This window comes from Nocardia brasiliensis IFM 10847 (assembly GCF_000710915.1).
GTDB lineage: Bacteria > Actinomycetota > Actinomycetes > Mycobacteriales > Mycobacteriaceae > Nocardia > Nocardia brasiliensis_A.
The window spans coordinates 1-7,347 of the sequence record NZ_BAUA01000130.1 but is presented as its reverse complement, the minus strand read 5'-3'; the positions used below and the strand labels follow the sequence as shown (position 1 = coordinate 7,347).

8 protein-coding genes are annotated in these 7,347 nt (G+C 66.6%); 2 read left to right on the top strand and 6 right to left on the bottom strand.

Features of this window, described 5'->3' with window-relative positions:
- Positions 1 to 287: 287 nt before the first annotated feature.
- Complete coding sequence (locus NBRGI_RS27025; protein ID WP_235211117.1) at positions 288 to 749, bottom strand: hypothetical protein; 462 nt, start codon at positions 747 to 749, stop codon at positions 288 to 290.
- Positions 750 to 981: 232 nt separating this feature from the next.
- Here NBRGI_RS27025 and NBRGI_RS27020 point away from each other — a divergent pair, with 232 nt between their 5' ends.
- Complete coding sequence (locus NBRGI_RS27020) at positions 982 to 1,551, top strand: LysM peptidoglycan-binding domain-containing protein (RefSeq protein WP_029900020.1); 570 nt, start codon at positions 982 to 984, stop codon at positions 1,549 to 1,551.
- Positions 1,552 to 1,626: 75 nt separating this feature from the next.
- Here the strand turns inward: NBRGI_RS27020 and NBRGI_RS27015 are convergent, their stop codons facing one another.
- The 5 genes from NBRGI_RS27015 to NBRGI_RS26995 are packed head-to-tail and all read right to left on the bottom strand — an operon-like array spanning position 1,627 to position 6,766.
- Positions 1,627 to 2,415 carry an AAA family ATPase gene (locus tag NBRGI_RS27015; protein ID WP_029900019.1) on the bottom strand — a complete coding sequence of 263 codons (789 nt, stop codon included), beginning with the start codon at positions 2,413 to 2,415 and terminating at the stop codon, positions 1,627 to 1,629.
- Positions 2,416 to 2,423: 8 nt separating this feature from the next.
- Positions 2,424 to 4,052: an MFS transporter gene (locus NBRGI_RS27010; protein WP_029900018.1), complete on the bottom strand. Its 1,629-nt coding sequence runs from the start codon at positions 4,050 to 4,052 to the stop codon at positions 2,424 to 2,426.
- A gap of 18 nt (positions 4,053 to 4,070) precedes the next feature.
- Positions 4,071 to 4,739, bottom strand: a complete 669-nt coding sequence (locus NBRGI_RS27005; protein WP_029900017.1) for an AAA family ATPase — start codon at positions 4,737 to 4,739, stop codon at positions 4,071 to 4,073.
- Positions 4,736 to 5,725 (bottom strand): AvrD family protein, encoded by a 990-nt coding sequence (locus tag NBRGI_RS27000; protein ID WP_029900016.1) that lies wholly within the window; start codon positions 5,723 to 5,725, stop codon positions 4,736 to 4,738. Before NBRGI_RS27000 ends, NBRGI_RS27005 begins: the two co-directional genes overlap by 4 nt.
- A gap of 51 nt (positions 5,726 to 5,776) precedes the next feature.
- Positions 5,777 to 6,766, bottom strand: coding sequence for a beta-ketoacyl-ACP synthase 3 (locus NBRGI_RS26995; RefSeq protein ID WP_029900015.1), 990 nt, complete (start codon positions 6,764 to 6,766; stop codon positions 5,777 to 5,779).
- Positions 6,767 to 7,072: 306 nt separating this feature from the next.
- Here NBRGI_RS26995 and NBRGI_RS26990 point away from each other — a divergent pair.
- The coding region (locus NBRGI_RS26990; protein ID WP_148310962.1) for an NAD-dependent epimerase/dehydratase family protein at positions 7,073 to 7,347 on the top strand (275 nt) is incomplete at its 3' end.

The window sequence follows — 7,347 nt, the reverse complement described above, 5'->3', positions numbered from 1 at the left end:
CAACGCGCCCGCCGTCCCTCCACCTGTCACCTGTGGGATCCGTCGCTGTTCGTCGATGGCAGCCGCCTCGATCCGCAGCAGAGCGCGCACCACCTGGGCTCCGGGCCTGTTCGGGTGGTGCGACGACCCGACGGTGCGCACACCAGTCCAGATCATCGCCGCCATCACCATGCCGTTTACCGGTCATCGCACAGCAGACCGGGGATGCTCCGCAAGCGGGTAGCTACTCCGAGTTCGCCGCGCTGGGTGATGCGGTCGGCGAACCAGCGCCGTCGCGCGGAGCTTCGCTACACCGCGCTGAGTACCTGACGGTTGCCCAGCGGTGACTTCAGTTGCACCTCGAGCGAGGCGAAGACGGCGATCATGGTGCACATCCGGCCGACCGCGTCGGCGCGGGTGCCGGAGCGCAGTTCGACGGTGACGGTCGAATCGGTCTCGCGCACAGTGGCGTCCACGCCGTAGCACTCCGGCGAGCCGGTCTGGAAGTTCACCGCGATCCGATCCTCGGCCAGGCGGGTCCACGAGGTGAACGGGGTCGGGCGGGCGCCGACGATGGTCGGATCGGCGCTGAGTTCGCGGCCTCGGTTCGCGCCGGAGTCCTCCGTCGGGATGCTCGGCGCCGTGCTGCTCGTCGTGCTGGTCTTCGGTTGTGCCGCACCATCATCCGAACTGCCGCACCCCGCGGCAACGAGACACCCGAGCGTGAGGGCCAGGGTTGCGGCACTACGGCCGCCGGACATCCGAGTCATGGCGACAACCCTAGTGGCGGATGCGCTGGTGCGTGTGGTCGCCGTCCGGTCCCATCGCATACCGGGCGTGGGACCGCAATAGGACGCACCCCACAGTGAACTTTCGGCGAACCATGCGCGTAATCCCTCCGTAACTCCCACTCGAGCAGTATCTTCGGCCTAGATGCGCGCTTGGGTGTGGACGGCGGGCGTCGATGTCGGATGCTCTTCAGAACCTTCGAAAGGAAGAACCGTGGGCGACACGCTGCGCGTTGGCGAAGAACTCGGACTGGGCCAGTCTCTGCAAGGGGGTGCGTACAGCCTCACGCTGCAGAGCGACGGCAACCTCGTGCTGACCGAGCCGGACGGAAATGTTGTGTGGTCCACGCTGACTCACAACCAGGGTGTCGAGCGTGCGACCCTGCAGTCCGACGGCAACTTCGTCCTGTACAAGGGTGAGGGCGCGGCCTGGTCCACCGAGACCAACGGCAAGGGCGACCCGGATCGCCTGGTGGTGCAGGCAGATCGCAACGTAGTGCTGTACGGCAAGGACGGCAGCGCACTGTGGGCGTCGGACACCAAGACCGACAACCCGCTGCCCGCCCCGGAGCCCGCCGCCGAGGCCGCGCCCGCCGCCGAAGAGGTGCCGCCCCCGCCGCCGGCCCCCGAGGTGCGCACCTACACGGTCGAGCCGGGCGACACCCTGTGGGCGATCGCCGAGCGCTTCTACGGCGACGGCAACCGCTACCAGGAGATCGCGAACGCGAGCGGCATCGACAACCCGGACCTGATCAACCCCGGCCAGGTGCTGACCATCCCGTAATTCATTGCGGTGCAAGGCAAAACGTGGGGCCCGGCGCGAATGTGCGCCGGGCCCCACGTCGTTTCCGAGGGCAGTTCAGTACCGCATCGCGTAGGAGATACGCCGCGCCAGCGACTTCTTGCGCTGTGCCGCTTTGAATCTGTCGTCCTGCTCCAGCACCTTGGTCGCGCCGGCGACCCGCTGCTGGGCGCGGGCGATCGCCTCCTCGACCGGCATGATGGTGTCCAGATCGAACAGCTCGATGATGCGCGACACCCGCTCGTGCACCGAACCGCCGACGATCTCGTAGGGCAGGCCGAGTTCAGCGACCACGCCGATCAGGCTGTCATCGGACAACTTTCGGAACGGCTCCGAGACGGGGCGGTGGCCGTCGAGCTTCATCGGGAACTCCACCGGCAGATGCACGAAGGCGTCGTACAGGTAGCGAGCCCGGTCCTTGACCACATCGCCGATGATGTCGGTGTACTCGCGCAGCGGCTGTTTGCGCCCGATGCCCGCGACCGACTTCACCGAGCGCAGCAGCCACGACGCGCCGGGGTTGATGCCCACCGCCATCCGAGCCGTGCCGTACACCCACTCGTGCACCACCGAACCGTCGGAAATGAAAGAGCCGTCCCGTGATTCGTTGTGCACCCGTTCTTCGAACCGGCGTAACCCCAACTGCAGCAGCTCGATCGAATTCAACTCCATCACCGTCTTGCCCGGTGCCAGGTCCACGAGCAGTTCGCGGGAGGTCAAGGCGTGTGTGCGGGGGATTCCGGTGGCGATCGACAAAGTCTCGGTGGTTGTGCTCTTGCCGACCCCGTAGGTGCCCGAGATCGCCAGCTTGATGTGGGCGCGGCGTTGCCCGCCGATCAGGTACACGGATACGCCTAGCTCTTCGTACGAATCTGCTTGCGGCCGGGCACATTGTCGGGCAGGCGCAGCGGCCGGGTGATGTTCTCGTCGTCGGCGGGGATGCCCGGGGTCGCCAGCGCGGCCTCGTTGAGGTCGCCGCGGCGCAGGGTGAGGAAGGCGACGATGCCGGAGATCGCGGCGAGCACACCGGCCAGCAGCATCGCCTGGTGCAGCCCGCTCAGGAACGCCGCCTCCGCGGCGGTCCGGACCGGCCCGGTGGTCGCCACGTGCGTGCTGCCGCCCGCCGCGATCACGTCGGCGAGCTCGGACACCTTGTCGGCGGCCATGGTCGCGGCGGCCTCGGAGTCGGCGAAGGCATCGGCCACCCGGTTCTGGAAGAACGCGCCGATCGCGGCGATGCCGATGGCCAGTCCTGCCTGCTGGAAGGTCTCGTTCACCCCGGACGCCATGCCCGCCTTGTCCGGCACGGTGACCGCGATGGACAGTGCCGCGCGCGGTGGGTTGAACATGCCCATGCCCAGGCCGATCAGGACCATGGCCGGAATCAGCGCGGTCCAGCCGGAGTCCACGTCGACGAACAGGAAGGCGATCAAGCCCGCCGCAATGAGCAGCTGGGAGGTGCCGACCAGGACGGCGGGCGCCAGCCGGGTAACCAGGCCGCCTGCGACGGCCGCCGCGACAAAGAGCAGCAATGTCAAAGGCAGGAACCGGATTCCGCTGGCCAGCGCCGAATAGCCGAGCTGGTTCTGCACGAACGAGATCAGCAGGAACAGTGCGGGCATGACCGTGAACGCACAGAGCGCGGTGACCACGGACAAACCACCGAAGGTGGTGTTGCGGAACAGATTCAGATCGAACATCGCGCGGCTGCGCCGGGTGATCTGGACCCGTGCGAACCATCCGAGCAGCGCGACGGCGAGCAGGAAGCAGACCACGATGCGCACGCTGAACCAGCCGTCCTGCTGACCGCGCAGCAGCGCGAGCACGAGGAAGAACAGGCCGGTGGAGAAGGTGATCATCCCCGGCCAGTCCACCGGTGGCGTGGTGTAGCTGCGTGATTCGCGCATCTTGAGATAGCCGGCGGCGAGCGCGCCGATCGCGAGCGGCACGTTGATCAGAAAGATCCAGCGCCAGCCCGCGGTCTCGGTGAGGGCGCCGCCGATGAGCGGACCGAACGCGATGGCCAGACCGGTGACCGCACCGAAGACGCCGAATGCCATGCCACGGTCCTTGCCACGGAATTCGTGGCCGAGCAGGGCTGGTCCGACGGCGAAAAGTATCGCACCGCCGAGACCCTGCGCGAACCGGGCGATCACCAGCACAGCGACATTGGGCGCGAGGCCGCACGCGAGCGAGGAGACGGCGAACAGAATCATGCCCGCGTTGAAGACCGTGCGGCGTCCGATCCGGTCGGCCAGTGAGCCCGCCGCGAGCAGGATGGCCGCGAGACCGAGTGCGTAGGCGTCGAGGATCCACTGCAGTGACGAGAACGAGGAATCGAAGGCGGTGCGAATATCCGGCAGTGCCACGTTCACGACGGTGAGATCGAGCATCAGCATGAAGGTGGCGACGGCCACCCCGACCAGGGTCCAGATCGCGGCGTCCGAGCGCTGGTGCGAGGTGTCGGTCGGTCCGATGGCCATAAGCGAATTGTCCTCTGTTCAAGCGGCGTTCGACGCCGCGGCGACCGCCGCACCCGCCGGTACCAGTTCGGGCAGGCGATACAGCCGCGTCACATGGGTGACGACATCCTCGAGCGGTCCCCCGAACACGAAATAGGGGATCGATGAGGCGTGCAGGGTCTGCAGCAATAAGCGGTCGATGAGTGCGCACCGGTCGGCATCCTCGCCGTCCCGGGTCGCCGGGTCTATGCGTAGATGAACAACCGCATCGTAGGCCCTGACCGCATGGCCGGTGACGATTCCGGCGTGCGCGGCCAGAAAGCTCTTCTCGAACAGTCGGTTCGGATAATCCCGCGGATGCGTCAGCACACTGAACAGGCTGCGGCTGCGCCGGACGGCTTCGGCCAGCGCCCACTCGTTCAGGACGGAACCGTCGGAGACGAAACCGGATTCGCTCCTCGCTTCGGCGTCCACCCTGCGTTCGAACATGCGCACCGGCAGTTCGACGGTCTCGGCCAATCGCCGCCGGGCCGTCACCACCGTTGTCTCCAAGGACAATCCGGCGTGCGGCAGCCCGGTGGCCAGGGAGAGCGCGGTGGTCAGCGTGGTCTTGCCGGTGCCGGGGGCACCCGTGACTGCCAGCCGCACCACGGGCAGTTCGGTCAGCGGCGGGGTGGGTGCGGGCCGGAGCATGGTGTCGGCGGTCATTCAGGTAGCTGGTGCGCGAGCAGGCAGGAGCCGGTGACGCCGTTGAACGCTTTGATCTGGATATCGGCACTGCGCCAGCGGCTTGCGCCACGATCGATGATCGATGCGCGCCGGATCTCCAGGATGCCCTCGAAGGAGTCGTCGATCGGGCGGTGCGGGCCGGCCGTGATGAACTCGAGTTTGCGCATCCAGAGGGTGTTGCTGGTCGCCCGGGTGAGCGAATCCAAGTGGTAGAGCAGGATTTGCGACGACTGGGCCGCGCCGACCACGGAATCGATGGGGGAGGAGCTGTATGAGTACGCGGACTCCGCACCGGAGAAGCCGCCGACCTGTCCGGGCGTGATCCGGTGCTGTCCGGTGATCCTGGTGCCGGTCTCGTCGACGGTGAGTTCGCTCGCGGTCAGCGTGTGATTGACCAGGCCGTTGAGGTAATAGTGCGGTGCAGGACCGAAAATCTCGGCCAGACCACCGAATTCGTCCAGTCCGGGCTCGGCCTGTGCGCCGGACCCCGGCGGGTGCACGATCGACAGGGTGCCGTTCAGCGGGCCGACCTGAAACTTGAAGGTGGTTTCGATCTCGGATTCGGTGGTGTCGGAGGCACCGACGACCTGCGCCGTCACCGGCACGTCGGCCAGATCCTCATGGGGCGCGGCGCCCGCGCGAACGGTGGCGTGGCGCACCCAGGAACGCGCCGACTCGGCCGGGGAGAGCTCCCGTGAGCGGGCCACCGCGGCGTCGCACAGTGCCGCGGCGAGCATGACGGTGTCGACGCTGCTCACGTGCGGGATGAGCTCGCCGTCGCGTTTGGTGGACCAGCCGGCCGGGTAGGTCAGCCGCGCCCGTCCGGAATGCTTGGCACCCAACTGGTTCGACCTGCTGAGCGCGAGCCGGGTGAACTCGCGGCCGACGTTCTTGTAACCGTCTCCGAAGTATCGGCTGGTGTGCGGGCCAAGGGGTTCGTCATAACTGGAGAATGAATGTTTCATATTTTGGCACCGCACTTTCGAACACAGATCGAACAGATGACACAGGGCGGATCAGGCGACCGGTGGAAGGCCGAATACCTGTCCCGCGTAAGACAATCCGGCCCCGAACGACACCTGCAAGGCGAGCTGTCCGGGTTTTGCCCGCTCCGAGGTCACCAGGTCGTCGATGGCCAGGGGAAGAGCCGCGGCGGAGGTGTTACCCGATCTGCGGACGTCGTCGGCGATCGCCACCGACTGGTTCTCCCAGCCCAGTTCGCGGACCACGCTGTCGATGATGCGCTGGTTCGCTTGATGTGGAATGAACACCTCCACCTGGCTCAGCGCGACCTCGCCCGCTTCGGCGATCTCGCGCACCAATCCTGGGACCGTCGCGGTGGCCCAGCGGAATACGGAGGTGCCGTCCATCTGCAGTGATGGACGGGCGAGCGTGGGGTCGGCGCGGAACTCGTCCCAGGTCGGCTCTTGGCGGATCAGCCCGGCGTACGCGCCGGAACTGCCCCACACCGTACGGCGGATATGCCCGGTGTCCACGCGCGTCACCAGCGCCGCGCCGGCGCCGTCGCCGAAGATCGGCCCGACGGACGCCTGGGCCAGATCTATGTTGTTGCTGAGCTTTTCCGCGCCGATGACCAATATCGTGTCGGCCTGTCCGGAATTGATGAGTGCGGCGGCTTGGCCTATTCCGTGGGAATATCCGGAACAGCCTGCCGAGATATCGAAGGCGGCCGGGCGGTCGCAGCCGAGCTCCGCGGCGACGGCAGGCGCGGCCGCCGGTGTCTGGGTGAGTTCGGTGGAGGTGGCGAGCATCACGACATCGACTGAACCGGCCCGCATTTCGGCGGCGCGCAACGCCGCGTCGGCCGCGGCGGCGGCCATCGAGGTCACCGTCTCGTGGTCACCGGCGAAGCGGCGTTCAGCGACTCCGGTCCGGCGGATGATCCATTCGTTGTCGACGTTCAGGCCGGGCGCCAATTCGGCGTTGGACACGATCCTTTCGGGTCGATAGACGCCAATCATCGATATGCCGGCCTGCAAAGTCATGTCACGACCTCTCAATCACCCGGCGAAGGTCCGTTACTGGTCTGTTACCAGTGAGGTAATCTAACATTCTGCGCGTGACCGGGTGTGAGTACATTCGGCTATAACACCAGAACTCCCTCGTGATGTGACCGATGTCACAACGTTGAGGGTTGCCTGTTAATCCGCTGTGCGACAAAGTGTTCGAGCTACCGGCCGGTAGGTGAACGTGCGGTTCACGCGAAGTATCCGGCAGTGCATGTGTTTTCGGTGGCGCTGTGCTGGGCGTCGACTGTGCACCCTGGATTCCGTTGGGGCAGAATGACGCCCATGCGTATCGTGGTGGCCGGTTCGTCCGGAGTCCTCGGCCGAGACATCGTCGCCGAGCTGAGCGGAGGCGGTCACGAGGTGGTCCGGCTGGTGCGCCGCCCGGCTGCGGATGTGAACGAAATCACCTGGGATCCTTACGGTCCGGCCTTCGATGCGGAGATCGTGGCCAAGGCCGACGCGGTGCTCAATCTGTGCGGCGCCCCCGTCGCGGGTGCGCGGTGGACCCCCGCCTACAAAGAAGAGTTGCGCAGCAGTCGCATCGTGCCCACCGAGGT